This window comes from Synechococcus sp. MIT S9220, assembly GCF_014304815.1.
Classification (GTDB): domain Bacteria; phylum Cyanobacteriota; class Cyanobacteriia; order PCC-6307; family Cyanobiaceae; genus Synechococcus_C.
Genome location: NZ_CP047958.1, coordinates 1763152 through 1788992, shown reverse-complemented (window position 1 = coordinate 1788992; position 25841 = coordinate 1763152). Strand labels below are relative to the sequence as shown.

General features: G+C 59.8%; 28 protein-coding genes. 16 read left to right on the top strand and 12 right to left on the bottom strand.

All coding sequences use genetic code 11. The features are described from left to right. Nucleotides 1-94: 94 nt before the first annotated feature. The 5 genes from topA to SynMITS9220_RS09930 are packed head-to-tail and all read left to right on the top strand — an operon-like array spanning nucleotide 95 to nucleotide 6180. On the top strand, nucleotides 95-2827 hold the full coding sequence (topA, locus tag SynMITS9220_RS09950; protein ID WP_186992093.1) for a type I DNA topoisomerase: 2733 nt from the start codon (nucleotides 95-97) through the stop codon (nucleotides 2825-2827). Beyond that, complete coding sequence (locus SynMITS9220_RS09945) at nucleotides 2827-3342, top strand: hypothetical protein (protein ID WP_186988985.1); 516 nt, start codon at nucleotides 2827-2829, stop codon at nucleotides 3340-3342. The genes topA and SynMITS9220_RS09945 overlap by 1 nt, the downstream gene beginning before the upstream one ends. Continuing rightward, nucleotides 3342-3986, top strand: coding sequence for a DUF2232 domain-containing protein (locus SynMITS9220_RS09940; protein WP_115125127.1), 645 nt, complete (start codon nucleotides 3342-3344; stop codon nucleotides 3984-3986). Before SynMITS9220_RS09945 ends, SynMITS9220_RS09940 begins: the two co-directional genes overlap by 1 nt. Nucleotides 3987-3999: 13 nt before the next feature. Then, nucleotides 4000-5160 carry a nicotinate-nucleotide--dimethylbenzimidazole phosphoribosyltransferase gene (locus SynMITS9220_RS09935; protein WP_370594331.1) on the top strand — a complete coding sequence of 387 codons (1161 nt, stop codon included), beginning with the start codon at nucleotides 4000-4002 and terminating at the stop codon, nucleotides 5158-5160. Nucleotides 5161-5169: 9 nt separating this feature from the next. After that, nucleotides 5170-6180 (top strand): twin-arginine translocation signal domain-containing protein, encoded by a 1011-nt coding sequence (locus tag SynMITS9220_RS09930; RefSeq protein ID WP_186988981.1) that lies wholly within the window; start codon nucleotides 5170-5172, stop codon nucleotides 6178-6180. On the opposite strand, the gene SynMITS9220_RS09925 is transcribed toward SynMITS9220_RS09930, so the two are convergent. Next, nucleotides 6169-7245, bottom strand: a complete 1077-nt coding sequence (locus tag SynMITS9220_RS09925; protein WP_186992091.1) for an aldo/keto reductase — start codon at nucleotides 7243-7245, stop codon at nucleotides 6169-6171. The two genes, SynMITS9220_RS09930 and SynMITS9220_RS09925, sit on opposite strands and share 12 nt — an antisense overlap. Before the next feature lie 77 nt (nucleotides 7246-7322). Further along, on the bottom strand, nucleotides 7323-7907 hold the full coding sequence (locus tag SynMITS9220_RS09920) for a bifunctional nuclease family protein (RefSeq protein ID WP_186992089.1): 585 nt from the start codon (nucleotides 7905-7907) through the stop codon (nucleotides 7323-7325). 65 nt (nucleotides 7908-7972) lie between these two features. On the opposite strand from SynMITS9220_RS09920, the gene SynMITS9220_RS09915 reads away from it, so the two are divergent. After that, the gene (locus SynMITS9220_RS09915; protein WP_115125123.1) at nucleotides 7973-8620 is read left to right on the top strand and encodes a riboflavin synthase; all 648 of its coding nucleotides are present in this window, start codon (nucleotides 7973-7975) and stop codon (nucleotides 8618-8620) included. 73 nt (nucleotides 8621-8693) lie between these two features. Further along, nucleotides 8694-9284 (top strand): HdeD family acid-resistance protein, encoded by a 591-nt coding sequence (locus SynMITS9220_RS09910; protein ID WP_186988979.1) that lies wholly within the window; start codon nucleotides 8694-8696, stop codon nucleotides 9282-9284. Nucleotides 9285-9403: 119 nt separating this feature from the next. Here SynMITS9220_RS09910 and SynMITS9220_RS09905 read toward each other — a convergent pair whose 3' ends face one another. From SynMITS9220_RS09905 to SynMITS9220_RS09890, 4 genes are all read right to left on the bottom strand, one after another. After that, nucleotides 9404-9760: an AbrB family transcriptional regulator gene (locus SynMITS9220_RS09905; protein WP_067092772.1), complete on the bottom strand. Its 357-nt coding sequence runs from the start codon at nucleotides 9758-9760 to the stop codon at nucleotides 9404-9406. Between the two features lie 95 nt (nucleotides 9761-9855). Next, complete coding sequence (locus SynMITS9220_RS09900; RefSeq protein ID WP_186988977.1) at nucleotides 9856-10470, bottom strand: cytochrome c oxidase subunit 3; 615 nt, start codon at nucleotides 10468-10470, stop codon at nucleotides 9856-9858. Further along, nucleotides 10467-12137 (bottom strand): cytochrome c oxidase subunit I, encoded by a 1671-nt coding sequence (gene ctaD, locus SynMITS9220_RS09895; RefSeq protein ID WP_186988975.1) that lies wholly within the window; start codon nucleotides 12135-12137, stop codon nucleotides 10467-10469. Before ctaD ends, SynMITS9220_RS09900 begins: the two co-directional genes overlap by 4 nt. Further along, nucleotides 12134-12958, bottom strand: a complete 825-nt coding sequence (locus SynMITS9220_RS09890) for a cytochrome c oxidase subunit II (protein WP_186988973.1) — start codon at nucleotides 12956-12958, stop codon at nucleotides 12134-12136. Before SynMITS9220_RS09890 ends, ctaD begins: the two co-directional genes overlap by 4 nt. A gap of 231 nt (nucleotides 12959-13189) precedes the next feature. On the opposite strand from SynMITS9220_RS09890, the gene SynMITS9220_RS09885 reads away from it, so the two are divergent. The 7 genes from SynMITS9220_RS09885 to SynMITS9220_RS09855 are packed head-to-tail and all read left to right on the top strand — an operon-like array spanning nucleotide 13190 to nucleotide 18473. Beyond that, a complete protein-coding gene (locus SynMITS9220_RS09885) occupies nucleotides 13190-14119 on the top strand; it encodes a heme A synthase (RefSeq protein ID WP_186988971.1) in 930 nt (309 codons plus the stop codon). Then, nucleotides 14112-15119, top strand: a complete 1008-nt coding sequence (locus SynMITS9220_RS09880) for a heme o synthase (protein WP_186988969.1) — start codon at nucleotides 14112-14114, stop codon at nucleotides 15117-15119. Before SynMITS9220_RS09885 ends, SynMITS9220_RS09880 begins: the two co-directional genes overlap by 8 nt. 27 nt (nucleotides 15120-15146) lie before the next feature. After that, nucleotides 15147-16160, top strand: coding sequence for an ATP-binding cassette domain-containing protein (locus SynMITS9220_RS09875; protein WP_115125117.1), 1014 nt, complete (start codon nucleotides 15147-15149; stop codon nucleotides 16158-16160). 37 nt (nucleotides 16161-16197) lie between these two features. Then, nucleotides 16198-17055, top strand: coding sequence for an ABC transporter permease (locus SynMITS9220_RS09870; RefSeq protein ID WP_186988967.1), 858 nt, complete (start codon nucleotides 16198-16200; stop codon nucleotides 17053-17055). A 4-nt stretch (nucleotides 17056-17059) separates the two neighbouring features. Further along, nucleotides 17060-17548, top strand: a complete 489-nt coding sequence (locus SynMITS9220_RS09865; RefSeq protein ID WP_186988965.1) for a hypothetical protein — start codon at nucleotides 17060-17062, stop codon at nucleotides 17546-17548. 6 nt (nucleotides 17549-17554) lie between these two features. After that, the gene (locus SynMITS9220_RS09860; protein WP_186988963.1) at nucleotides 17555-18271 is read left to right on the top strand and encodes an N-acetylmannosamine-6-phosphate 2-epimerase; all 717 of its coding nucleotides are present in this window, start codon (nucleotides 17555-17557) and stop codon (nucleotides 18269-18271) included. A 19-nt stretch (nucleotides 18272-18290) separates the two neighbouring features. Next, nucleotides 18291-18473: a hypothetical protein gene (locus SynMITS9220_RS09855; protein WP_066905948.1), complete on the top strand. Its 183-nt coding sequence runs from the start codon at nucleotides 18291-18293 to the stop codon at nucleotides 18471-18473. A gap of 25 nt (nucleotides 18474-18498) precedes the next feature. Here the strand turns inward: SynMITS9220_RS09855 and groL are convergent, their stop codons facing one another. Further along, complete coding sequence (groL, locus tag SynMITS9220_RS09850) at nucleotides 18499-20160, bottom strand: chaperonin GroEL (RefSeq protein WP_186988961.1); 1662 nt, start codon at nucleotides 20158-20160, stop codon at nucleotides 18499-18501. Between the two features lie 129 nt (nucleotides 20161-20289). Here groL and SynMITS9220_RS09845 point away from each other — a divergent pair, with 129 nt between their 5' ends. Beyond that, on the top strand, nucleotides 20290-20466 hold the full coding sequence (locus SynMITS9220_RS09845; protein ID WP_115125113.1) for a hypothetical protein: 177 nt from the start codon (nucleotides 20290-20292) through the stop codon (nucleotides 20464-20466). A gap of 25 nt (nucleotides 20467-20491) precedes the next feature. Here SynMITS9220_RS09845 and fabG read toward each other — a convergent pair whose 3' ends face one another. From fabG to SynMITS9220_RS09830, 3 genes are read right to left on the bottom strand one after another with little or no spacing between them, the layout of a single operon-like run. Continuing rightward, nucleotides 20492-21244 (bottom strand): 3-oxoacyl-[acyl-carrier-protein] reductase, encoded by a 753-nt coding sequence (gene fabG, locus SynMITS9220_RS09840; protein WP_186988959.1) that lies wholly within the window; start codon nucleotides 21242-21244, stop codon nucleotides 20492-20494. Between the two features lie 47 nt (nucleotides 21245-21291). Further along, nucleotides 21292-22392, bottom strand: coding sequence for a TrkA family potassium uptake protein (locus SynMITS9220_RS09835; protein ID WP_186988957.1), 1101 nt, complete (start codon nucleotides 22390-22392; stop codon nucleotides 21292-21294). Continuing rightward, on the bottom strand, nucleotides 22392-23222 hold the full coding sequence (locus tag SynMITS9220_RS09830; RefSeq protein ID WP_186988955.1) for a glycosyltransferase family 9 protein: 831 nt from the start codon (nucleotides 23220-23222) through the stop codon (nucleotides 22392-22394). Before SynMITS9220_RS09830 ends, SynMITS9220_RS09835 begins: the two co-directional genes overlap by 1 nt. A gap of 72 nt (nucleotides 23223-23294) precedes the next feature. Here SynMITS9220_RS09830 and ispD point away from each other — a divergent pair, with 72 nt between their 5' ends. Next, complete coding sequence (ispD, locus tag SynMITS9220_RS09825) at nucleotides 23295-23966, top strand: 2-C-methyl-D-erythritol 4-phosphate cytidylyltransferase (RefSeq protein ID WP_186992087.1); 672 nt, start codon at nucleotides 23295-23297, stop codon at nucleotides 23964-23966. Here the strand turns inward: ispD and SynMITS9220_RS09820 are convergent. Both SynMITS9220_RS09820 and SynMITS9220_RS09815 read right to left on the bottom strand, forming a co-directional pair. Next, complete coding sequence (locus SynMITS9220_RS09820; protein WP_186988953.1) at nucleotides 23957-24874, bottom strand: LD-carboxypeptidase; 918 nt, start codon at nucleotides 24872-24874, stop codon at nucleotides 23957-23959. The two genes, ispD and SynMITS9220_RS09820, sit on opposite strands and share 10 nt — an antisense overlap. Next, entirely contained in the window at nucleotides 24874-25767 is an 894-nt protein-coding gene (locus tag SynMITS9220_RS09815) for a 4-hydroxybenzoate polyprenyltransferase (protein WP_255483035.1), read from the bottom strand. Before SynMITS9220_RS09815 ends, SynMITS9220_RS09820 begins: the two co-directional genes overlap by 1 nt. Between the last annotated feature and the right edge of the window lie 74 nt (nucleotides 25768-25841).

The following is a 25841-nucleotide window of genomic DNA, read 5'->3' as shown; positions in this document are numbered from 1 at the left end:
TAGCCGCGCTTCCGTTCCTCCTTGTGGCATCGCGCGTATTCGCTGCAACTGGAGCGGCGGTGCGATAAAGAAGGGAACGGTTATCTGCCCTCTTTTGGCGCACACCCTGGTCATCGTTGAGAGCCCCACCAAGGCCCGCACCATCCGTGGATTCCTTCCCAAGGACTTCCGGGTGGAAGCCTCCATGGGGCATGTGCGCGATCTCCCGAACAACGCCAGTGAGATTCCAGCAGCGCAAAAGGGCCAGAAGTGGGCCAATCTCGGCGTGAACACCGAGTCTGATTTCGAGCCCCTTTACGTGGTGCCGAAGGACAAGAAAAAAACGGTCAAGGAGCTGAAGGACGCTCTTAAAGGTGCTGACCAGCTTTTGTTGGCGACTGATGAAGACCGAGAGGGTGAAAGCATCAGCTGGCATCTGTTGCAGCTGCTTGCACCGAAGGTTCCGGTGAAACGCATGGTGTTTCACGAGATCACCAAGGAGGCGATTGGCCGGGCTCTTGACCAGACCCGTGAGCTGGATATGGAACTCGTGCATGCCCAGGAGACGCGACGCATCCTGGACCGTCTGGTGGGATACACCCTGTCGCCTCTGTTGTGGAAGAAGGTGGCCTGGGGCCTGTCCGCGGGACGTGTGCAGTCCGTGGCTGTGCGTCTGCTGGTGCAACGGGAACGTGCACGTCGGGCATTCCGCAGCGGCAGTTACTGGGACCTCAAGGCTGGTCTCGAGCAGGCCGGCAGTCGTTTTGACGCCAAGCTCACCCACCTGGAGGGGCAGCGCATTGCCACCGGCAATGATTTTGATGAAAACACCGGCGAGCTCAAGGCCGGGAGCAAGGTCCGCCTTCTGAGTGAAAGCGATGCCCTGACGCTCTCCGAAACCGTTCAGTCGGTGGCATGGAGCGTCACGTCTGTGGAGGAAAAACCCACGGTGCGACGGCCCGTTCCGCCGTTCACAACCAGCACCCTGCAGCAAGAGTCAAACCGCAAGCTTCGGCTTTCTGCCAGGGAAACCATGCGATGTGCGCAGGGTCTGTATGAGCGTGGTTTCATCACCTACATGCGCACCGATTCGGTGCATCTCTCTGATCAGGCGATCAGCGCTGCCCGCAGCTGCGTGGAATCGCGTTACGGCAAGGATTATCTGAGCAAGGGGGCCAGGCAGTTCAGCACCAAGGCCCGCAATGCACAGGAGGCGCATGAAGCGATTCGTCCTGCCGGTGAGAGTTTTCGTGCTCCACAGGAGACAGGTCTCGATGGCAGGGATCTCGCTCTCTACGAGCTGATCTGGAAGCGCACCGTCGCCAGCCAGATGGCTGAGGCCCGCCTCACCATGCTGTCGGTTGATCTGAGTGCTGCTGATGCGGTGTTCCGTGCCAATGGAAAGCGCATCGATTTTCCTGGTTTCTTCCGTGCCTACGTGGAGGGCAGTGATGATCCCGATGCGGCCCTGGAAGGCCAGGAAGTGTTGTTGCCAGCGCTCAAGCAGGGGGATTCTCCCAAGCTCAAAGACGTTGAGGCGCTCGGCCACCAGACCCAGCCTCCGGCACGGTTCTCAGAAGCGTCCCTGGTCAAGATGCTCGAGAAGGAGGGGATCGGTAGGCCCTCCACCTACGCCTCGATCATTGGCACGATCGTGGATCGCGGCTATGCCGCGCTCCAGAACAATTCACTCACGCCGAGCTTCACCGCTTTTGCGGTAACGGCTCTGCTCGAGGAGCACTTCCCCGATCTGGTTGACACCTCCTTCACCGCCAGGATGGAGAACACCCTTGATGAGATCTCTCACGGAAAGGTGCAGTGGCTGCCTTATCTAGAGAGCTTCTACAAGGGCAACGAGGGGTTGGAATCCCAGGTGCACCTGCGGGAGGGCGATATCGACCCTGGTGCCTCACGCACGATCGACCTCGAGGGCCTTCCCTGTGTGGTCAGAATCGGCCGCTTTGGTGCTTATCTCGAAGCCAAACGTGTTGGAGACGACGGTGAGGAGGAGCTGATCAAGGCCACCCTTCCGCGTGAGATCACCCCCGCCGATCTCGATCACGATCAGGCCGAGCTCATCCTCAAGCAGAAGGCTGATGGGCCTGAGGCCTTAGGTGAAGATCCGGAAACCGGAGATCTTGTTTATCTGCTGTTTGGTCAATACGGTCCCTATGTGCAGCGCGGGCAGGTGAGTGATGAGAACCCCAAGCCCAAGCGTGCATCGCTGCCCAAGGGAGTGAAGCCAGAGGATCTCAGCCTCGATGATGCTCTGGGGCTGCTGCGGCTGCCCAGGCTGCTGGGAGAGCACCCTGACGGTGGCAGGGTTCAGGCTGGACTGGGTCGTTTCGGCCCCTACGTGGTTTGGGACAAGGGCAAGAGTGAGAAGGACTACCGCTCGCTGAAGGGCGATGACGATGTCCTCGCAGTGGGATTGACCCGTGCTCTTGAGTTGCTGGCCATGCCCAAGCGTGGTCGAGGAGGTCGGACTGCGCTTAAGGATCTCGGTAAGCCTGAGGGCAGTGATGAATCGGTTCAGGTCTATGACGGCCCCTACGGTCTCTATGTGAAGCAGGGCAAGGTCAATGCCTCACTTCCTGAAGGCAAGGGTGCTGACGACATCACCCTCGAGCAGGCGGTGGAGCTGCTGGAGGCCAAGGCCGCCAGCAAGAAGGGTGGCCGTAAGGCTTCCACTACCAAGAAACCTGCCGCCAAAAAGCCCGCAGCCAAAAAGCCCGCAGCCAAAAAGCCCGCAGCCAAGAAGCCTGCGGCCAAGAGGCCTCCCGCCACAACGAAGTCAGGTCGGTTGCGTGCCAGTGCCGTGCGCGTGATTCGCCCTGCCGATTCCTGATGGGCATCAGGCTGTTCGTTCGGTCGTTGTTGCCCTTGCTGATGCTGCTGCAGGCCTGTGATGGCACACCATTCGGCCAGCGACTGTCTGAAAGCTTTGACTCTCAGGCTGGGGATGTCAGCCCAGCTGGCGCCAAGGCCGATCCAGACACCAGCGTGGTTGCCGACAAGGGCGAGCAGCAGTCCAAGGTCAACGAGAACGACAAGCCAACCGCCAGTGTCAGCAAGGATGGGGACGCGACCGAGTCCGACGAGTCCGAACGCAAATCCGAACGTGAACAATCGCCAGCACCGGCAGTTGCGACCCATAGCCCTAAGCCGAGATCCACTCCGGAGCGCACCCTGCCTTATCGCATCATGATTCGCCTCTCAGCAGCAGATCCAGCTGCTCCTGCGGAGGGAGTCACGGAGGCTCTTCGCCGAGCTGGCATTGGTTTTGAGGTGGAGACCATCGAAAAAGTGCCCGCCAGCGATCGGAATCAGTCCTCCAACCTCCAGCCGAAGCCTGCTTCCTGATGCGACCAGCCCTCAGCCATCGCCAGGCCCTGCGGATGATGGAATCCTCCTATCTGGCGGCCGCGGCTGCTTTGATCTGGCTGGCGCTCTATTACCTCCCGGTTGGTGGAGCTCTGTTCCGCCTTGCCTTGCCTCTGCCACTCGCCCTGCTGGCGGTCCGTCGAGGTGCCCGTGCCGGGGTCGAGGGCCTAGCCGTGGCGATTCTTTTGCTGATCGCGTTGATGGGGCCGGTGCGTGGACCCTTGATGCTTTTTCCCTATGGCCTCCTGTCCATTTGGCTCGGCTGGTGCTGGCTGCATCGCTGCAGCTGGTGGCTGAGCTGGGGTATCGGCCTGCTGATCGGTGCTGCCGGATTCCTTGTAAGGGTTGTTGCGCTTTCTCTGTTGGTGGGTGAAAACCTTTGGGTGATCATCACCCGAGCTGGTGCAGGGCTGCTGGACAGGCTGCTGGAATTGCTGCAGTTACCGCTTGCACCTGATCTGTTGCTGGTTCAACTGATGGCGCTCGCTCTTGTGCTCATTCAGCAACTGGTGTACGTCCTCGCTCTCCACGCACTGGCCTACTGGATTTTCCCCCGGTTGCAGGCCCCCGTCCCTGACCCTCCACCGCTGCTTCATGGACTGGTCGCCCTCGACCCCCTCTGACCCTCCGTTTGGGGTGCGTCGTCTGACCGGCTCGCCCGCCACGGTTCAAGCAACTCGCTTTGCAAGCCTCTGGTCTGACCCTGCGCAACCGCTGCCGGATCTATTGTTGGTGCTCGCGTCCACAAGGACCGCCGAACAACCGGGAATCTCCGCGGCGGGCTGCACTCCAGCAGCACGCCGTACAACGGCACTGGCCGATGCGGAACTGCTGCTGAGGGGACCATCCGTGCCTCCGCTCTGGTGCCTGCCACTTCTCCCAGCGGGGGTGTCACCAGCCTTGATCAGCTGGGTGGTCTGCCAGCAGCTCGGTCTCGATCCGCAGATTGCAGCTCTCGGATTGCCGATGCCACCGCAGTTTCCCCATCTCCGCTTTGAAGATCCAGCTTCCGGTCTGGCTGGGTGCGTCTCCAGCGGCCGTGCGATGCAGCCCAAACGGGTGCAGCAGCTGTTGGATCGTGGTCGGCGCCTTGGGGAACGACTGCGTCGTCCACTGCTGCTGGCGGAATGTGTTCCTGGCGGCACCACCACAGCCCTGGCCGTGTTGACGGGGCTGGGGTTGCCTGTTCAGGCACTCGTCAGTGGCAGTGCTTTGCATCCCCCCATGGCGCTCAAGCAGCAGCTGGTGAGCGAGGGTCTGTCTCGCCTGCCTGGCCCCCCAAGCATCGATGCACAGGCCTTGCTCGCGGCCGTGGGTGATCCTTTTCAGGCCCTTGCCACAGGGCTGTTAATCGGGATGCTCGATGCGGATCAGCCCGTTCTGCTTGCCGGTGGCAGTCAGATGGCTGCGGTGCTTGCGCTGGCGCTTCATGCGGTTCCCGTTGAGCGTCGTCAGCAGCTCTGCGATCGGGTTCTGATCGGAACGACTGCATGGCTTGCCGCGGAGCGTCTGCAGGCTGGAACATCTGACTCTTCCTTGATCACGCTGCTCAGCAATGTGGAGCAGCACTACTCCGTTTCACTGCAGGCTTATGCCGCTGGCCTGCGATTCTCTGCGAGCCGCCACGCGCGCCTGCGCGACTTCGAGCAGGGCCACGTGAAGGAAGGAGTTGGTGCCGGTGGCCTGGCTCTCCTGGCTCAATGGAGAGGGGTTTCCGTTGACACTCTCGTGCAGTCCTGTGATCGGGCCGTCGATCAGTTGCTCGCGGCTGGTCATGCAGGCACTGTCGCCCCGTAGGTTCGGAGCATGAAGCCTGTTGTCGTCCCGGCGCCATTGTTGAACCGTCGTCGGTTTCTCCAGTTCGCTGCTGTGACAGCTGCTGCCGGGCTCAGCGGCTGCAGCCGGGGAGGATCGGTTCCCACGCTGCGAGCATCACCAGAAACTCTGCCGTCCATTTGGCGTCGTGATCTGCCGGGCCCCTGGCATTTCCATGCGCTTTCAGGGGCGACTGCTTTAGAGAGTCCGTGGCCGTCGCCAACGGACCTGTTGGCTTTGAACGACGGCTGGTTGTCGGTGATCAGCCCTGAGCGTTTGCAGGCGATCGCTGCTGAGGCTCTTCAGTCGAGGATCGGCCCCCTTGGCCAACGCTTCCTCAACGAGGCTCCTCTGGCTTGGAAGAACCTGCTGTTGCCGGTGGCCTTCAGCCCGTGGGTCATGGTGATTCGGCGTGATGGCAAGACATCTCCAGCGCTGGAGGCTGGTTGGGACGCTTTGCTCGACCCAGAGCTCAAGGGCAAGCTGCTGCTGCCTTCCAGCCCGAGATTGCTGATCTCTCTCGCCGAGAGAATGGGAGATGGCCATGCCTTGCGTCGCCTGCGTGCGTCGGCTCTCAGTTTTGATGACCGTTTCGGCATGAACTGGCTGCTGCAGGGCGATGCCAGGGTTGCCGTGCTGCCTCTGCAGCGCTGCATGGCGACCCTCCAGCGTGATCCCAGGCTCACGGCTGTGCTGCCAGAGCAAGGCGCACCACTGCATTGGACGCTGCTGGTTCGGCCTTCCCAGACCGCTGAACCCATTCCCCAGGAATGGGTGCTGAAGGTCTGGAAGCAACCGTTGCTGTCTCGTTTGTTGGCACAGGGCTGGATTCCGCCACTGCCCAGGGGGGAGCTTGTTGGAGCGCAAGCTCGGATTCCGCTGCGACTGCGCCCTCTCGTGCTTCCGCAGCAATCGGTCTGGGAACAAAGCTGGATGCTGTTGCCACCCGATGCTGCCGAGCAGCAACGTTTGCAGCAGCTCTGGGAGGCGTCAGCCCCATAGCCGCCGTCGCGGCGCGGCTGCCAGCAGTCGATGGGTCTCCGCCAGCAGCTCGGGGATTGGCAGCTGGTGCGGGCAGCGCGGTAGGCAGTCACCGCAGCGGTCGCATTGGCTCGCATCCACCGTTTCCCACCAGTGCCCGGCCCGGCCGATCAGGTTGTAGCGCTCCCCGGCGAATTCCATCAGGTCATGGCCATGGGCAAGATTGCGCAACCTCAGTAGCTCTGGGATTGGAACGTCATTGGGGCATGGCAGGCAGGCACGGCACTGGCCGCAGAGCTCATGCCCCAGACGACTCTCCCGCAGCTGCTCAAGCTGTGCGAGCGCCCTTTGCTCCTCGAGATCCAATGGACCGTCGCTGGATGCGAGTGATCGAGCCAGTTTGAGGTCTGCGGCGCTCTGGGCTCCCACGGTGAGTGTGCTGATGCCAGCTGCGAGCAGAAAGCGATAAGCCAGCTGCAGGGGCTGGAAGGGACTGCAGTCAGCTTTGAGAAGATCACTCGGTGCCTGCAGGCGACCACCCTTGTCTGCTGGTGAAATCGCAAGTACGCCCATTGACTGCTCCAGAGCTCGCTGTGCCAGAGGCATGCGCGTTGGGTCTAGTAGATGCAGATGCAGGCAACAGAACCGAAAGCGGTCACTGGCGATTGCACGCTCGATCAGAGCATTGGACCCGTGGCTGCTGAAGCCCACCTGGCGGACCTTGCCACTTGTGAGGGCCCAGTCGATCAGCCGGGCTCCCTCGCCGGAGAGCACCCAGTCGAGATGGCTGTCCAGGTTCAGGCCATGAATGGCCAGATTGTCCAGGGTGTCGATCCCGAGCCTGCCGAGGCTGGCCTCGAGAGCCTTGCGCCCAGCCTGAAAACTCTGTCCGGGAAGCAGCTTGCTGGTGATCACCCAGCCACCGTCGGCAGGTGCTGAGCCTTCCTTGTTGAGTTGTGCCAGGGCCTTGCCCAGAAAAGCTTCAGCGGGCCCATAGGCAGGTGCTGTCTCGAGATGGTTGATGCCAGCCGCAATAGTTGCGCGTAACACCTGCAGCATCTGCTCCGGAGACTGGAGGGCGCGCATGGTGCCGAGCGTGAACAGGCTCACATCGGCTCCATCGCCAAATGAGCGACGCAGAACAGGCCGGGGGAGTGTGCTGCTCAAGGGGCCGGGGTGTCGCCCTGGGCGTCTCTGGGGTCCCCCGGCTGGCGTGATTCCAGGTGTCGTCCCAGGGCTGCGGGACTGATCCCGTCGAGGAAGCGACGGAATTCATCGCGATCCTCTGCATCCGCTTCGGCATCCACGGCAATCGAGGCTTCCGCAACGACCTCCTCAAGCATCCAGATGCTGCTGCCGGTGCGGATGGCCAGTGCGATCGCATCACTAGGGCGTGCATCGATCTCAAGGAGGTTGTCATCCGCGTCCACAGCAGCATCAAGGTCATCTGTTTCGGCCATCGTGGTGTCGCTATCGCTGTCGCAAAGGCGTAGGACGGCCCTGAAGGTGCTGTCTTCAATCGCGTGAATGATCACCCGCTCCAGCTGCAATCCCCCTGCGTCGAGCAATGCAGCCATCAAGTCGTGGCTGAGGGGTCTGGGCTGAGGCGAGTCATTGAGGCCAGCCATGATGTTGTGCGCCTGAGCCTGATCAATCCAGATCGGCACCTGGCGACTTCGGGATGGGTCCCGCAGCAGCACGATCGGACTGCGGCTGCTGGCATCCAGGGCGATTCCCGCCACGCTCATCTCGATCAAGTACGGCTCCGCCGCTCTCTCGATTATGACCAGTGCAGAGGGGATGGAGATGGGCAATGTTCACGGGGTTGGTCCAGGCGGTCGGTCAGGTCGAGCGACGTGGTCGTGCTCTGCTCGTCGAGGGCTGCAGCGCGTTCTCTCCACTGCAGCTTGGTGACAGCGTCGCCGTCGACGGTGTCTGCCTCACGGTGGCTTCACTGGTGGGTGACGGCTTTCTGGCGGATGTGAGTGAGGAGACGCTGCAGCGCACCACCCTGGGTGCGAAGGCCGCCGGAGGAGGATCGGTGAATCTCGAACCTGCACTGCGTCTGTCCGACCGTTTGGGCGGACATCTTGTGAGCGGCCATGTGGATGGCATCGGTGAAGTGGTCGCCGTGGAGTCTCTGCCTCAGTCATGGCATCTGGAACTGCGCTGGCGGGATGCGGACTTCGGTCGCTACATCTGCGATAAAGCCAGTGTTGCGGTGAATGGCATCAGCCTTACGGTGGCGGGTTGTGCTGATGCAGGTGCACGGTTCTGGCTGGCCGTGATTCCCCACACGTGGTCGGTGACTGCCCTGCGTGATCTGCAGGTGGGTGATGAGGTGAATCTCGAGATCGATCTGCTGGCTCGCTACACGGAGCGGCTGATCAGTGCCGGTGGCCCCCAAGACAAAACACCCCCGGTCAGCGCTGCCTGGCTTGCAGAGCACGGCTGGGGTTGACCGGCGTCCACAAACCATGGCGGGATTTGTGAGGTCTCAATACCTTTCGGATGTTGTTCACTCTGAACTGTTCATGAATTCCGAGGACCGCTCTGAATCTCTGGGCACCTTCAAAGCCTTCTCAATCGCAGAGGGCATTCTGCTGATTGTCTTGGGCGTCCTGGCCCTGATTTTCCCAGTCATCGCTTCGTTCTGGACCACAGGTGTGATTGCCGTGCTGTTTCTCGTCGGCGGTGTGGTCGGCTGGATCAGCAACCTTGCTCGTTCCGGTCGGATGGGGCGTTGGATTTGCTTCTGGCGTTTGGTGGTGTCCACGTTGTTCATCGTGGCCGGCGGCTCGATGATCGGTAACTTCCGTGATCCCGGTGAAGCCGCAGAGCAAGTTGCTGCATTTGCCTTGGCCATCGGCATCGTCTTCCTTGTGGAGGGTGTCGTGGCCTTCTTCAACGGACTGGCCAACAACGGTCAGCCCGGCGCTGGATGGGCGATTGCCAACGGCGTCATCACCTTCATCCTGGGCTTGCTCATCGTCACCCTTAAGTTCTGGGGTCTGCTATGGGTGCTCGGAACGCTGGTCGGCATCAGCTTCCTGTTCAGTGGAATCGAGCTGATTGCATTCAGCGCCAGCATCGATGAAGGCCAGGATCCTCCTGCCATCGCTTGAACAAAACCGCCGGAAACAACAAACCCAAGGAACAGCTGATCGCTGTCTCCTTGGGTGAATGCTTTGGCTGATCCCCTTGGATGATCGATGCCCTGACTGAACAGTCAGGGATGATTGAGTCAGCTGGATTCGGCCAGCGGCAGAAGCGTGATCGTGCCGGAATCCTTGTTCAGCTCAATCTTGAATTCCTGGCCAGGAACAAGATCAAGGCGTTTGGTGTAGGCGTGGCCGATCAGAAGATTGCCGTTGCCATGAACGCGTGTGCGGAACTCGGCCTGACGTCCTCGGCTGCCTCCGCCTGAACCACCATTGCTGGAGGGAAGTTTGTACCCCTTGGCTTCCACCAGGGCTCTGTAAAAACTTTTGCGCATCAGGCGGCCACTCGGACCGACATAACCGCAACCTCGGGCGATTTCATCTTCAGGGCGGTTGCTGAGAGCTCGCGCCTTGTTCAGTAATTCCTCTCCAACCAGCATGTCTATCGGAAAAGACACATCAATTCTGACTCCAGACTGCAACCCGGGCAAGGATTACGTCGAAGTTCTTTCACTTGATTCGATTTCGATGCTCGTTAGATCAGGTACAGAATCACAAAAAGAATGACCCAGATTCCATCCACGAAATGCCAGTAGAGCTCGGCGGCCTCGAGCGGAAAATGATTGCTGGCGCTGACACGACCTGAAGGTGTGCGGCATTGCCACCACACAATCAGGATCATCAGGGTCCCCAGCGTGACGTGCAGACCGTGGAAGCCGGTGAGGGCGTAAAAGGTGCTGGCATAGAGATTGTCCGTGAGGCCAAAGGGCAAAGTGAAGTACTCCACCATCTGGCTGGCGAGAAAGGCCAGACCGAGACCGGCAGTCAGCATCAGCCAAAGCCGGCAGCGTTCGTTGTTCTGTCTGCGCAGATTCACGCCAGCGCGGTGAAAGGTTGCACTGCTCACCAACAGCAGAATGGTGTTGAGTGTTGGCAACGGCAGTTCAAGCTCATAAATCGCACCTGGCATCAACGGATTGACTGCCTTGAAGGTGAGATAAGCGGCGAAGAAGCCTGCGAAGGTCATGGCATCAGCCACGAGGAATGCGGCCAGGCCAAACATGCGGTGATCCGGATGTTCAGCCCCGTGCTCTGCTCCGTGATTATCAATGTGATCAAGCTGAGCATTTTGAGGAGTGAGGGATGTCATTGACCGCTTCTCCAAAGATCACTGCCGCTGGCGGAGTTCAGATCGATTTCGTCGGCGGGGGTGCCGTAGCCGTAGGGATGGGTCACCAGAGGGGGATCTCCTTTCCAGTTCTCAACCGGTGGTGGTGATGATGTCAGCCACTCAGGAGTGAGTGCTCTCCAGGGGTTATCGCCTGCGATGGCACCGTAAAAGGCGCTGGCGATCACATTCCAGAGGAAAGGAAGGGTGCTGATGGCCATCAACAGTGCTCCTGCGCTGCTGATCTGGTTGACGAGCTCAAACTGCGGGTCGTATTCGGCAACCCGTCGAGGCATGCCGTTCAGGCCAAGCCAGTGCTGGGGAGCAAAGCAGAGGTTGAAGCCAACGAAGGTCAGCAGGAAATGCAAACGCCCGAGATGCTCATCGAGCATGCGTCCGATGATTTTGGGGTACCAGTGATAGATCGAAGCGAAAATCACAAACACCGAGCCTCCATAGACGATGTAGTGGAAATGGGCAACAACGAAGTAGGTGTCATGAACGTGAACGTCAAACGGAACCTGTGCCAGTGCGACACCAGTGATTCCTCCGAGCACGAAGTTCACAATGAAGCCACAGGAAAACAGCACAGCACTGTTCAAACTGATTCGACCTCCCCAGAGTGTTGCCAGCCAATTGAAGAACTTGATTCCAGTCGGAACCGCAATGAAGGCTGTCGCAATCGTGAAGAACAGACGCATCCAGGGTGGAGTGCCACTGGTGAACATGTGGTGAGCCCATACCACCAATCCAAGACCAACAATGGCCATGATCGAATACACCATGGTTGTGTATCCGAACAGAGGCTTTCGGCAGTGAACCGGAAGAATTTCACTCACCAGGCCAAAGGCAGGCAGCACCATGATGTAAACAGCTGGGTGAGAATAAAACCAGAAAAGGTGTTGGTAAACGACAACATTCCCGCCCATTCCAGGATTAAAGAAACCTGTGTGAGCAACAATATCGAAGCTCAACATAATGAGTGTGCCAGCAAGAACTGGAGTGGAGAGAACCACGAGAATGCTGGTGCCAAGCATCGCCCAGCAGTACATCGGAAGCTGCATCAGCTTCAGCCCAGGACGCCGGAGCTTGAGGATTGTGGCGATGAAATTAATGCCGCCGAAGATTGAACTTCCACCCAGAAGCAGAACACTCAGAATCCAGATGATCTGACCGGTAGCAGGCGTTGTGATGCTGAGCGGTGGATACGCTGTCCAGCCCGACTGGGCAGCACCCGTGATGAAATAGCTGCTGATAAGCATCAGTCCTGCTGGAGGAATCAGCCAAAAGGCAACCGCATTCAGCCTGGGATAGGCCATATCCCTGGCGCCCACATAGAAGGGAATCAGATAATTTCCGAAGGCTCCGTTGACCACCGGAACGATCCAGAGAAAGATCATCACCGTCCCGTGCAGGGTGAGGATCTGGTTGTAAACATCCCTGGCCATGAAGTCTGAAACCGGACTCAGCAGTTCGGTTCGGATCGCGCCTGCCATGGCGCCACCAACCAGATAGAAGGCAAATCCGCACACGAGATACTGCAGACCGATCACCTTGTGGTCGACGCTGAAGCTCAGATAGCGAAGCCATCCCGTTGGCTGCAGAGAAGGTGACGCAGGCGCTGTTTGTTGGGGAGCTGTGATTGTCATGCTTCAGCAGCGGGGAGCTTTCGGTTGGACTGGAGCCAGGTGTCGAAGTCATCGGCGCTGTCGACCACGACGCTCGAGCGCATGCCTCCGTGGTAAGGGCCGCAGAGCTCTGCGCATACGATCGAGTAACTGCCAGTGCGGGTTGGGGTGAAGTCGAGCACCGTCGGCTGTCCGGGGATCACGTCCTGCTTCAGGCGAAATTCCGGAATCCAGAAGGCATGAATCACGTCCTTGGCCTCCATCCGCAGTGAAACGGGTCGGTCGACAGGCACATGCATTTCTCCGGAAATGAAGTCACCGTCGGGGTAATGGAAGAGGAATGCGAACTGCATCGCTGTCACCTCGATGGGCAGGGGCGGGATCCCCGCCGTCGTGGCTGTCTGGGAGTCCTGCGTCGAGCCGATGCCACCCCAGACGCGCTCATCAACCACTGTCTCCGAACCATGGTTGCCATGGCCGAGTGGAACCATCCCACCCATGCGTTCGTAAATGTCGTAGCTGTAGAGACCAACAAAAAGAACGACGATTGCCGGTACTGCAGTCCAGAACACTTCAAGTGGAAGATTTCCCTCTAAAGCCAATCCATCGCCGAGCTGTCCGGGGCGGCGACGGAAATGCACAAGACTGAAAAGAATTAATCCGACTATTCCTACGAAAAGGATTGTGCCGATACTGAACAAAACGCGAAACAACTCGTCGTAAATCGGCGCGTTGGCACTGGCATCAACTGGAAGAAGGTTGATGTTCTGACCGATCCACAGCCCCCCGAGGACGAGGAGCATTCCTAAGACCAGGGTGAGAATTGCTGAGGGGATGGGCACCCCGGACCTCAACTTGTGTCTCTTCAGGCTATGGAGGTTGGTTAATAATCACCACGCGTTGATTGTTAAGCAAGCCTGAAAATCCTTCGGCTTTTCTGAGTTCCAGGGCTCTCTTGTCAGCAAAGTCGCATCAAGTCTGAGATTGCAGATGTTGCAGTCGGCTACACATCGTGCCGTTCTGATTCAGACGGCTACGTTCCGTGGATAACCATCTCCATTAAGGAGTTTGCGTTGACTGCATCGTCTATCAATCCGATTCGTCTTCGCCTGGCTCAGTTGGCTGCCCATCTCGTGGTGGCCCTTGTGGCTCTGGTGGTGATCGGCGGAGCGACGAGGGTCATGGAGGCAGGTCTTGCCTGCCCTGATTGGCCTCTTTGTTACGGCAGTCTGCTGCCTGGTCGGCAGATGAACGTCCAGGTCTTCCTCGAATGGTTTCACCGTCTCGATGCCTTTGTTGTCGGTGTGGCACTTCTTGTGCAGATGTCAGTCGTGTGGTGGTATCGCCGCGATCTGCCCGGATGGTTGCTGCCGCTCAGCGCGCTTCTGGTGCTGATGGTTGTGCTGCAGGGAGGCCTTGGAGCGCTCACGGTGTTGAAGCTGTTGCCTTCCGGCGTGGTCACGGCTCATCTGGCCTTGGCTCTCATGCTGGTGATCACGGTCAGTGGTCTCACCCAGACTCTGCTCGCATCCCCCCAGTCCATTGCGGCCCCTCGCTGGTGGATCGTTCTCGGTTCATTCAGTGTGCTGGCGGTTTCAGCTCAGTGCCTTCTGGGTGCTGGCATGGCCACGTCCTGGGCCTCACAGCGCTGTCTTGAGGCTGGCCAGTCCTGTCAATGGCTGTCTTGGCATCGTGCCGCGGCCACGCCGGCTGCTCTTTGTGTGCTGCTGTTCGTGCTGGTGGCCTTGCTCAGTGGTCGCTGGGGTCGAGAGCAGTGGCCGCTTCTGCTGGCAGCTCCTTTGCTGGTGGGCACGCAGATCGGCCTTGGTGTCACAACGCTGCGTCTTGGCCTTTCACAGCCCGCAGTGACCGTGGCTCATCAGCTCGTGGCTTGTCTTCTGGTTGCCGTTCTCGCCGGCCTGACCTGCAGGCGTCAACCAGCTTCATCAGATCCACTGCCCGTCGTTCTCGACTCTTCCGCCCTGGAGGCCTGTCATGGCTAGTTCCACCACAGCTGCACCCTCGGCTCCACTCACGCGCGAACAGGTTGTTCCATCGCGCAAGCGCATCAAGCTGCCTCCCTGGCTTGAGGTGGCCAAACCGCGACTGATCCCTCTGTTGTTGGCCACGACACTCGGGGGTATGGCTCTGACCGAGGGCTGGCCACTTTCCTCTCCGCGGCTGGTCTGCACCCTCGGTGGTGGAGCGCTTGCGGCCGCAGCCGCAGGAGTCCTCAACTGCCTATGGGAGCAGGAACTTGATGGCCGCATGCAGCGCACCAGCGGCCGTGCGTTGCCCTCGGGTCGACTGTCGCCAACAGCTGCTTTTATCGGTGCAATCTCCTGCACCCTGGCGGCGGCAACGCTGCTGGTCAGTGGTGTGAACTGTCTCGCCGCAGGGCTGTCGTTGCTTGGGCTCTGCAGCTATGTCTTGCTGTACACAGCCCTGCTCAAGCCAAGAACACCCCAGAACATCGTGGTTGGCGGTGTCGCTGGTGCCATTCCTCCTTTGGTGGGCGCAGCGGCAGCCACCGGACATGTGGGACTGAGCGGCTGGTGGCTCTTCGCGCTCGTGATGGTTTGGACGCCGGCGCATTTCTGGGCTTTGGCCCTGCTTCTGCGCGATGACTACCGAGCCGTCGGCATTCCCATGCTGCCTGTGGTGAAGGGGTCTGTGGTGACAGCTCGCGCCATTCGCCGTTATGGCTGGGCAACCGTGTTGATCAGCATGCTCGGGATCTGGGCACTGCCGGAGGGAGGATTGTTCTATGGCCTGCTGCTGCTTCCGTTCAACGGACGTTTGCTGCAGATGATCGGCAAACTCGCCGAAGAGCCTGACAGCATTGATCGAGCCAAAGGGCTGTTTCGCTGGTCGATTCTTTATCTGTTCGGGATCTGCTTGTTGCTGATCATCAGCCGTCTTCATGCTGCTTCTCTGTTCGATCTGCAGCTGAGGGGATGGCTGATGACGCTGAGTGCAGGATTCCCTGGGATTGCTTCCTAGATTTCAAAGGATTGTTTCTATGGGCGGATGTCACTGCTTGAGCTGGATCAACTGGAAAAGTCCTATGGGACCGTTTCGGCTCTGAGCGGACTCAGCCTGTCGGTTCCCTCAGGCTGCCTTTACGGATTGCTGGGGCCGAATGGAGCTGGAAAGACCACCGCACTTCGCATCCTGGCCACACTGCTTGCCCCTGACCAAGGACGTGTCGTTGTTGCTGGGGTGGACGCGCTTCAGGAGCCTCGAACGGTTCGTCAACTGATGGGGTACGTGGCTCAGGAGGTGGCGATTGACAAGATCCTCACTGGGCGCGAACTCCTGGCACTCCAAGGTGATCTTTACCATCTGCCGCGTCAGGACCGGAACAACCGGATTGATCAACTGGTGGATCGGATGTCGATGGGTGACTGGATTGATCGTCGCTGCGGCACCTACTCGGGCGGCATGCGACGTCGCCTGGATCTGGCTTCGGGATTGCTCCATCAACCGCAGCTTCTTGTTCTGGATGAGCCGACGGTCGGTCTCGATATCGAAAGTCGCGCTGTGATTTGGGAGGTGCTTCGAGACCTTCGCGATCAGGGGACCACGATTCTGCTGAGCAGCCATTATCTCGAGGAAGTGGAAGCACTTGCTGATCGGATGGCGATCATCGATGCCGGTCGTGTGATCGCCGAGGGTGCCCCAGAAGCCCTGAAACGTGAGCTCGGTGGAGATCGGGTGACTTTGAGAGTGCGCGAATTCAGTGACCAGCCGGAAGCGGAACACGTTCGTCAACTTCTCGAAGTGGTGGACGGCGTCAGACGGATCGTGATTAATCGCGCTCAGGGTTATTCACTCAATCTCGTTGTCGATGGTGAGCATGTCCTTGCAGCGCTGAAGCAACGGTTGGCGAGCGAGGCTTTCGAAGTGTTTTCCCTGTCACAGAGTCGTCCCAGCCTCGACGATGTGTATCTGCAGGCCACGGGCCGCACGCTGATGGATGCCGAGCTTGCCGTGGCTGGTCAACGCGATCCCAAGCAAGAGCGACGCCAGTCGATGCGTTGATGCCTCCCCTGATGTTCTTTCAGTTTCCGTCTTGTCAATGACCAGTCCTGCCCTCGGTACAAATCCCTCCAACTCCGACAACGGCTCGGCGATTGCCGAGCTTCTGCAGGAAACCCTCGCTCTCACGCGACGTTTGTTCCTTCAGCTGCAACGGCGGCCATCCACGTTGGTGGCCGGTGTGCTTCAGCCATTGATCTGGCTGGTTCTGTTTGGTGCACTGTTCTCACGTGCACCTGAGGGACTGCTGCCGGGAGGCATGAGCTATGGGCGTTTTCTCGGAGCGGGGGTGATTGTGTTCACCGCGTTCAGTGCTGCGCTCAATGCAGGGCTTCCAGTGATGTTCGACCGTGAATTCGGTTTTCTGAACCGCCTTTTGGTCGCTCCGCTGCGCAGTCGCAGTTCGATTGTTCTGGCCTCTGTGATTTACATCACGACCTTGAGTCTTGTGCAGAGCCTGGCGATCATGTTCACGGCATCTCTGCTCGGTTATGGGTGGCCAGGCGCGGCTGGTTTGCTGCTGGTGATGGTCACGTTGCTGCTGCTGGTGTTCGCAGTCACAGCATTGAGCCTCGGACTGGCCTTTGCCCTGCCGGGTCACATCGAACTGATTGCGGTGATCTTTGTGGCCAACCTGCCCCTGCTATTCGCGAGCACGGCATTGGCCCCTTTGAGTTTCATGCCTCCCTGGCTGGGCTGGCTTGCATCGCTAAATCCCCTTACCTTCGCGATTGAACCCATTCGTGCCGCGTATGCCGGCCCGCTTGATCTGTCATCGGTTCTGTTGGAAGCGCCCTACGGATCCGTTACCGGCACCACCTGCCTTCTGGTGTTAACGCTGCTGACGGCCGCCTTGTTCCTCCTGATCCGCCCTCTGCTCAATCGCAAGCTTGCCTGATTCCGTGAACCATTCCCCTTACCAGCATCAGGACCCTCGTCAGATCAGCCTTCAGCAATTGATTGAAGAGGCGCTGCAACAGGACGATCAATCGTTGTTGACCCGGTTGGAACAGCAGTGGGTTCATCGCTTTGGTGTCGACTCCCTGCCGGAGGGTTTGCTGCCTTCTGAAGACTGTTCGCCACCATCCATGGCACAGCCAGTGGCTGAGGTTGCTCCGATCGCTTCGCCTGAATCTCCTGCAGCTCCTGATGCGCCTGAGGCCAAACCCGAAGCAACATCAGCTGTGGAATCTGAGACCCCGAGTCCTGGGGTGAATCGTTTCAGCGCGTTGTTGAAAAACTGTCTGGATGACGTGGGTCGTGTGGTGGATCCTGAGATCAGTCCCGCCACACCGGCCCCGAGTCTTCGCCCAGTTCCAGCGGCCGGTCCTCAACGGCTGCGCCGCTGGCTGACGCCTGTCAGCGAGCATGATCTGCCCAAAGCGTCCTGAGACGTCATGGTCGTCTCGTCAGAGAATCGCTTGTCCCGGGACCATCTCCAGGGCGGCTTGATCGTTTCGGTTCAAGCCCCAGAGGGTTCTCCCATGCGTCATCCCGATGTGATCGCCGCCATGGCAGAAGCCAGTCTTCGCAATGGTGCCGTCGGGGTGAGGCTTGAGAGCCCGGAGCACATCGGAGCGGTTCGGGAGCGTTGCCCGGATGCTCTGATCGTGGGCCTCTGGAAACGCTCCTTCCCTGACAGTCCCATCTACATCACGCCTCGTTGGGAGGACATCAGGGCTGTCTGGGCTGCCGGTGCCGATGTGATTGCGCTGGATGCCACCGCCCGCAAGCGGCCCTCGGGCCAAGAGCTTGAGATGCTGATCGAGCAAGCGAGAACAGAGTTTGGTGCAACTTTGATGGCGGATGTCGACAGTGTTGAAAACGGTCTGAGGGCTGCGGCTCTGGGATGTGATTGGGTTGGAACGACCCTGTTTGGCTACACGGAAGACACCGCTCAGCTGTCTCCGCCGGCCATGAACCTGTTACATCCCTTGAGAGAGCAGCTTCCTTCTTCAACCCTTTTGGTGTGCGAGGGAGGCATCGCTTCGGCTGTCATCGCAGCCGATGCCATCGATGGTGGCGCGGACGCGGTTGTTGTTGGGACAGCCATTACAGGTGTTGATCTCCAGGTGGCGGCCTATTGCGGGCACCTGAAAAGGCAGACTGTCTGAGTCCCGCGAGACTCATGCCGTGTTGCGCCTGATTTCCCTCCCGGCGATGGTCGGCGGACTGGTTTTGGCTCTGCCTGTTGCAGGTTTACCAATGGGTGAGCTCCAGGCTCTGAACAGAGAGCTGGGCCATCTCTGCAGCAAGCCCCCGCGGGAAGCACTGGCAGTTTGTCGGATTCACGCACGCCTGGTTCAGGCTCTCTGAGCAGAACCAGACGTGCGTTGACGCTTTACATCATTCCGGGCATTCCCATACCGCCCATTCCACCCATGCCGCCCATGCCACCCATGGGATCACCGCCTGCTGCTGGCGGAGCAGCGGGCTCAGGTTTGTCGGCCACAACCACTTCAGTTGTGATCAGCAGTGATGCAATCGAAACAGCGTCCTGAAGTCCAAGGCGGACCACCTTGGCGGCATCAAGGATGCCCGCCAGAAGTAGATCCTCGTAGTTGCCCGACACGGCATTGAATCCCTGCCCGGAGCGTTGCACCTGCTCCACGACGATATCCCCGTTCGCGCCGGCATTGATGGCGATCTGCTTGAGGGGAGCACTCAGGGCGCGCTGGACAATCTCCACGCCCGTTCGCTGATCACCTTGCAGCTCAGCAGCAACGGAATCAAGGGTTCCTGCTAGTTGCAGCAATGTGGAGCCACCCCCGGCAACAATGCCTTCCTCAACGGCGGCTCTGGTGGCATTCAGGGCATCCTCGATGCGCAGCTTGCGGTTTTTGAGCTCAGTTTCGGTGGGTGCTCCCACCTTGATCACGGCAACGCCACCAGCGAGTTTGGCAATGCGTTCGGTGAGCTTTTCGCGGTCGTACTCCGACTCGGTGTTGTCGAGTTCACGGCGAATGGAGGCCACACGCTCTGCCACTGCGTCTCGGCTTTCCTCGCCAGCGACGATCGTGGTGCTTTCCTTGCTGATCGTGATTCTGCGGGCGCGGCCGAGATCGGCGAGTGTGACCTTCTCGAGGGTCATCGCCCGGTCTTCGCTGATCACTGTGCCGCCGGTGAGGATGGCGATGTCTGCCAGTGCTGCTTTGCGGCGCTCGCCAAATGATGGAGCACGCACAGCAGCGACCTGCAGAACGCCGCGGTTTTTGTTGACCACCAGGGTTGCCAGAGCTTCCCCGTCAACCTCTTCGGCCAGAACCACCAGGGGAGAGCCGGACTGCTGAACGGCTTCGAGAACCGGTACCAGGTCGGCCACTGCACTCACTTTGCGGTCAGTGAGCAACAGCAGTGCGTTGTCGAATTCGCAGATCTGGCGGTCACCGTCGGTGACGAAATAAGGGGAGCTGTAGCCACGGTCGAAGGCCATGCCCTCAGTGACATCGAGCTCAGTGGCCAGCGATTTGGATTCTTCGACGGTGATCACTCCGTCGACGCTGACCTTATCCATCGCTTCTTTGACCATCTGACCCACCTCTTCATCGCCGCCGGCGCTGACCGTGGCCACCTGACGGATGGCATCTCCGCCGACGGCCTGGCTTCGCTCAGCAAGACCTTTAACCACATGTTCAACCGCCGCTTCCATGCCACGGCGAAGTTCGATCGGACTGGCTCCTGCTGCCGTGTTGCGCAGACCTTCCTCCACCATGGCTTGCGCCAGCACGGTCGCTGTGGTGGTGCCATCTCCGGCTTTGTCTTTGGTCTTGGACGCCACCTGCTGGATCAGTTTGGCGCCGATGTTTTCGAAGGGATCCTCGAGCTCGATCTCCTTCGCAATCGTGTCGCCGTCATTGATGATGTCGGGTGCTCCGAATGACTTCTCAAGCACCACGTTGCGACCGCGTGGACCAATAGTCACGCGGACTGCATCGGCGAGAGCATTCATCCCTCGCTCCAGCGCAGCGCGAGATTCATCCGAAAAACTGAGAAGCTTGGCCATGATCGACACTTACCCGCTCGTCAATGTCCCACAACGACAGGACTCTTGACTTCCTGCTGGAAGTGGGGAAAGCCGAATCATCGGGCGCTGATCTCTGCTGGAGGGGGCTGCGCTCGTTAGCGTTGAACCATGGCCAATTCAGGAGCACTGTTCTTTGTTCTGCTGGCCGGTCTGGCCGGGATCATGGCCTTGGTCTACGTGCCGTTGCGGATCTTTCTTACCGCAACAGAGCGCAGCCGCAGATTCAGATTGCTGCAGCGGATCCGCAAATTGAGGGATGAATTGGGTCAACCTCTTGAGCCTTAACGCAGCAGGCCGCAGCTGACCTTCCTCAGCCCATCACCATGCCGCCGTCAACCTGCAGAACCTGACCGGTGATGTAGGCCGCAGCAGGGTCAGCTGCCAGAAACCGCACAGTCCCTGCGACCTGTTCCGGGGTTCCGAATTGACCCAGGGGGATGGCCGCGAGAATGCCTTCCGCATCCAGGTCCTTGGTCATGTCGGTGGCGATGAAGCCCGGAGCCACGGCATTCACGGTGATGCCACGGCTGGCCATCTCCTTGGCGGTGCTTCTGGTGAACCCCACGACGCCGGCTTTGGCTGCGGCGTAATTGGACTGTCCAGCATTGCCCATCAGGCCAACGACAGAGGTGATGTTGATGATCCGCCCACTTTTCTGCTTGAGCATTGGGCGGGTCACCGCCCTGGTGCAGAGGAAGACACCACTCAGGTTCAAATTGATGACGGCTTGCCAGTCTTCGGTCTTCATCCGCATCAGCAGACCGTCGCGGGTGATGCCAGCGTTATTGACCAAGACGTCGATCCGGCCACTCCGCTCGATCACGGACTTGACCAGGCCGTTGACCGCGTCCTCCTCGGCAACGTTGGCCTGAAGGGCATAGGCCTGACCACCAGCTTCCTTGATCTCATTGACCACCGCATCGGCTGCATCAGGTGAGCTGGAATAGTTCACGACCACTTCCGCACCCGCCTCAGCCAGGGCGAGGGCAACGGCGCGACCGATTCCACGGCTGGCGCCGGTTACCAGAGCGATCTGGCCATCAAGGGTGCGGATGCTGCTCATGCAAGGACCTGTGATCCGCTGATCGTACGGACCTGCAGGACCAGCTTTCATTCATTCGTTTGCATGCCTCGCATCGTTTCCACCTCGTCAATGGCATCGCCAAGAATTTGACGAAGATCTTGCAGTTGCTGCTTGCTTCCCATCACCACAAGCATCTGTCCTGGGGCCAAGGTGACTTCGCCATTGGGGTTGGCCAACAGGGTGTTGTTATCACGGATGGCGAGCACCATGGCTCCGGTGCGTCGTGCCAAGTCAAGGTCCTGCAGGCTGCGGTGGGCGATCTGACTCATCAGTCGGGGGTCTTCACTGAGGCGGAATTCTTCGATTTCGCAGTCGGATCCCGCCAGTAGATCCGTGAAGTCGACCGCCAGTGGGCGCAGGGCCGTCGTCGCCATCAGCCGACCACCGGCCACGTAAGGGCTCACCACCACACTGGCGCCTGCCAGTTCAAGTTTCGCCGCCGCTTCCTCGCTGTCAGCCCGCGCGATCAGACGACAGCGCTGCTCAAGTCCCCGGGCGCTCAGGATTACGTAGAGATTGGCTGCATTGCTCGGTAGTGCGGTCACCAGGCTTCGGCAACGATCGAGCCCTGCCTCCATCAAGGTTTCGTCCAGGGTGGCGTCGGCCTGGAGCACTTGGAGTCCGCGTTCTTCAGCAGCTTGTTTTCGCAAGGGGTCAAGTTCGACCACGAGCACCGGTGCTTGTTCGAGGAGCAGCTGCTCACCGATCTCACGACCGATCCTGCCGTAGCCGCAAAGAATGACGTGGTCTTGCATGCGCCGCAGCATCCGGCGAAACCTCAGCTCCCGTACCTGACGGAAGTATCCGGATTCTGACAACCCCAGCACGCGCTGAATCGAGAGCTGAACAACCAGCAGTCCTCCGGCAATGATCAACACCGTGACCAACCGCCCTGGCTGGGACAGAGGCTCCACTTCTCCGTAGCCAATGGTGCTGATCGTGATCAGCACCATCCAGAGGCAATCTCCCCAATCCCATCCTTCGGTGATTCGGTAACCGATGGCTCCGCCGAGGACCAACACGGTCAGTGCGAGACCTGGCAGTAACCAGGGCCTTGCGAGGTGTCTCAGTTGACGGCTACGGCCACTGAGTAGATCGTGTCGTCTGCTCCGCCGGGAGCGCATCATCAGAAGCCGAGAGCTTGCATCACGTCGGAGACCGTGAGTGAGGACAGATCCTCGCGATCAAGTCTGCGAATCATCTCTCTTTCGGGAAGCTGGTCCGCTTTGGCGCCCAAGGCAACCAGAGGCAGCCCGCAGTAGGTGGCCATCAACTGGGTTAGGGAACAACTGCTGAGCACGACATCAGCGCAGGCCACTGCAGCGGCTCGCTCGGCGATGGGCAGGTTGGTCGGCAGAACAAGGCTGCGCAATTGGGGCAGCTTGTTGCGGATGGTCTCCGGGAGTGACGCCCAGCGTTCCTGAGGCCAGTCACCAGGGAATGCGCCTGGGGCTAGCAGCAGAAGGGGGCCATCCCCTGATGGCTGAGCACTGCGGGCTTTCTCCATGGCATCCGCAGGCAGGCTGAGGCGGAAGGCATCAGCATTCAGAGAAACGCCCATCGGGGACAGAAAAGCTTCAAGCTTCTGTGGTGTCCAGCCTGATTCCACCGTGGCGGAGGCCGTACTGGCGAAGCCTTCCGTGGCCACCCGCATGGGGATATGGCTCATTGACAGCATTAAATTCACCTGCCTTCCGGTGGCGAAATTGAGGCATGCCTGGAAGTCAGGTTCCCTGACCAGTCCCAGAAGATTGGCCCAATCCGACAGATTCGGATCCGCCTCGAAGGGGAAGGGAATCACTTTCTTCACCGCCGGAAGCATGGTCCATAACCCGCGATGGGATGGATCGCAGGCCACCTGAAGGCTTGCTTCAAGCTGATCAGCGGTAGCAGCGAGAGCCGGCAGGCGCTCGAGCTGTTGCTGAAGGCTTCCGGGGCTGAGAGCGAGAACGCGCATGAAGCAGCAGCACAGGTGGTGCGAGCTGATTGTATGGAGGCCGTTTCAGACTGCTGGCAGCAGGAGTCGCTTGTGCATCTGTTGATTGCCGCAGCGGGCAGCGGCCGGCGTATGGGAGCTGATCGCAACAAACTGCTTCTTCTTCTTCGGGGCAGGCCGCTGCTCGCCTGGACCCTGCGGTCGGCGTTTGCGGCTGAAGCCATCGATTGGATCGGGGTGATCGGTCAGCCTGCAGATCAGAACGAGATTGCCCCCCTTCTGCAGGGAGCACCCAAGCCTGTTGCCTGGATCGAAGGTGGCAGCACACGCCAGGAATCGGTGGAGCGAGGCTTGGTCGCATTACCCGGGGAAGCGCGGCATGTCTTGATCCATGACGGTGCCCGCTGTCTGGTTGATCCCAACCTGTTTAACCGCTGCGCTGCAGCGGTTCTTGGTGGTGATGCGGTGATCGCTGCGACACCGGTCACCGACACGATCAAGCGTGTGGATGGAGGGGGACTCATCACTGAAACACCGGACCGGGCTGAGCTTTGGGCCGCACAGACGCCCCAGGGTTTTGCTGTTGCTGCCCTGCGGGAAGGCCATGCGCAGGCCAGGGCTCTCGGTTGGTCGGTCACTGACGATGCCTCCTTGTTTGAACGCCTGGGATGGCCAGTCAGGGTGCTGGATGCTGGACCAGCCAACATCAAGGTCACCACGCCATTCGATCTCACCGTGGCGGAGGCTGTTCTTGCTCAGCGTTGAGTCGGCAGCTGCAGAGTCAGGGTGGCGTTGATGCCATCCAATTGGGCGCGAACGCCCAACGGCAGAGCCGCATTGCCTCCGTTCCCGTGACCCACGGGTAAATCCGCAACCACAGGACACCCCAGGTCTTGAGTGCGTTCTCGCAAAACCTGCTCCAGGCTGAACGTGCGAGCTGGATCGCTGTTCTCTGCGTCATCGCAACCGCTGAAGCGACCGAATCCAAGGCCTGCCAGATTCTGGAGAACGCCTATCAACCGCCAGTGGGTGAGCATTCGATCCAGGCGGTAGGGAGCTTCACCCACGTCTTCGATCACCAGGATTGCGCCACGCAGATCGGGTAAGTGACGGCTGCCGACCAGGTGGGATGCCACCGTGAGATTCACCGTGATCAATGGCCCAGATCCCGTGCCTTCAGCCCAGCTCCTCCCTTGAAGGGACGCAACTGGATGCCCAAACAGCAGATCATGAAGACGCTGTTGGCTCCATGCAGGTTCGCCAGCCAGCGTTGTGACCAATGGTCCATGGATGCCGCCTCCAAAGCCGCTTGCCATGCGGCTGCAGAGCAAGGCCGTGACATCGGAGAATCCAAGAAACCACCCTTCCTTCCAGGGAATGCCATGTTCCAGAAGACGGGCGGCTCCCCAGCCCCCTCGGGCACAGGCCAGCAGTGGGCTCCCCGCATCAGCAGACAGGTCGCTGGATCGTTCGCTGTCGCGTCCTGCCAGATAGCCCCAGTGCCGCCCCAGACAGGTCGGGGTTTTCACACTTAGCCCCCATGACTCGAGCACGGCGATCCCTGCATGCAGGCTGGCTTCATCGCAGACCGCCGAGCTTGGAGCAGCAATGGTGACGCTGTCGCCCACCTGCAAAGGACTGGGTAATGACCAGGGATGTGCGGATTGAGGCATCAGACCAGACGTGAAAGCACAAGGCCGATGAGCAGCAACGTACCGATCTGGACCTGACGTCCGAAATGGCGGGCGTAGACCGCTGCTGGCTGTTGTTCACTGGCTTGCAGGGTTTGTGTGGAGCGCCACAAACCAATGGTGGCAATCACCCAGAAGGGCCAGAAAACGATCCCCACATCAGCTGCTGCAGCGGCAATAGCCAGCGACGCTGCTGTGAGCCCATATCCCGCTCGCACGGTTCGGATGGCGTTGCGTCCGAGCGTCAATGCGCTGCTGCGCAGGCCGAGCCGCTTGTCATCAGGACGGTCGGCCATGGCGTAGACCGTGTCGAAGCTGAAGGTCCAGCACAGGGTGGAACACCAGCATCCGATCAGGGGGATCGACGGGCTGATGCCGCCTGTGAAGGCAGCCCAGGGGATCAGCACCGCAAAGCCCCAGCAGATGGCCAGCAGTGCCTGAGGGAATGGAAACCAGCGCTTTGCGGATGGGTAGATCAGGATCGGGGGGAGGGCTAGGACGGCCAGTTGCAGGCACATCAGCATCTGGGACGACAGGCTGAGCACGACCCCCAGGGATAGAGCCAGCAGCAGGACGAGCGCAGCATTCGCCTGGCTCCGGTTCAATGCACCGCTGGCGAGGGGACGTTGGCGTGTGCGTTCGACCTCTTTGTCAATCCTCTGGTCCCAGAGGTCATTGGCGATGCAACCGGCTCCGCTCACGGCCAGGCCGCCGATCAGGATCTGCACGATCAGTGCTGCAGGGGGCGGGGCGTCCGGCGCGAGCCACAAACTCCAGCCCGCTGGCACGAGAAGGATCAGGCGACCAGTCGGCTTGTTCCATCGCAGTAGTGCCACCCAGGGCGACATGACGCGAGAAAAGGTCGTGCCAGTCACGTGCGCAGAACCCGAAGCTTGAATTTTCGGAACCTTAATCAGCGGCCACCCGGCCCGGAGCACCGATGGCAGAG